The organism is Erythrobacter donghaensis (assembly GCF_001557325.1).
GTDB lineage: Bacteria > Pseudomonadota > Alphaproteobacteria > Sphingomonadales > Sphingomonadaceae > Erythrobacter > Erythrobacter donghaensis_B.
The window spans coordinates 1-712 of sequence record NZ_LSJS01000173.1 but is presented as its reverse complement, the minus strand read 5'-3'; the positions used below and the strand labels follow the sequence as shown (position 1 = coordinate 712).

Annotated in this window: 1 protein-coding gene; it reads left to right on the top strand. The window is 60.8% G+C overall.

Annotated elements, in window-relative coordinates; genetic code table 11:
* Positions 1-218: 218 nt before the first annotated feature.
* Positions 219-569, top strand: coding sequence for a hypothetical protein (locus AX692_RS10230; RefSeq protein ID WP_073977651.1), 351 nt, complete (start codon positions 219-221; stop codon positions 567-569).
* Positions 570-712: the final 143 nt, after the last annotated feature.

Sequence of the window (712 nt, the reverse complement as noted above, 5' to 3'; positions counted from 1 at the left end):
GCCAATTACTTCAGATCATGCGGATACGAACCGGAATGAACGGAAAACGCTCTAGGAAAGACATGTCCAAAGAGATCGCTGCCATAATCTCGCGCAATCTCGAGCTCGAGGCCGAGCTGATGGAAATGACATCAGATCAGAAACCATAGAACAAAGCCGATGGGATCGCAGTGAGGCACGAGTCTCGCGAGATGTGCAATAACCGGGAAAGAAGAGCGATGAGCAGACACAAGGTTCCGCTGCGCGACGGTGTCCGGGCCGAAAGCGCCTGGATCGGATGGGACCGCCCGCTGAACACCTTCTTCGCACAGGTTCTCGGGTTACCCGATGCCGAGGGCGAGCAGGAAGAGCTGGTTTGGGCCGGGACATCTTACTCCGAAATGACGAAAGCCGCCGAGGCGGTCCGCGTACTGGAACCCTGGTGCGACATTGACGCAGGAATGGTCGCACGCCTCGAGATTGACCGGATGGCTACGCTAGCCCGGCAGGATGGACCCAACCAGATCGAGGCCAAGAGCTTCATGACTCGCCTCGAAACGGTCAACCGCATCAAGCCGGGCGAGGCCTGAGGCCCGACTACAAGGCTGGTGGTGCTGCGCTTCAGGGCACCCTTTCATAGCATCTGCGTGTCCTCGCCCAGACCCGTGCGGGTCGTGGGCGGATTGACGCGCGCCAGCGGGGGCTGACGCACGGGCCGGGCGGAAGGCCCGGG

Excerpts from the sequence above, each read along its gene's own strand:
- AX692_RS10230 (WP_073977651.1), top strand. The coding sequence starts at position 219 with ATGAGCAGACACAAGGTTCCGCTGCGCGACGGTGTCCGGGCCGAAAGC.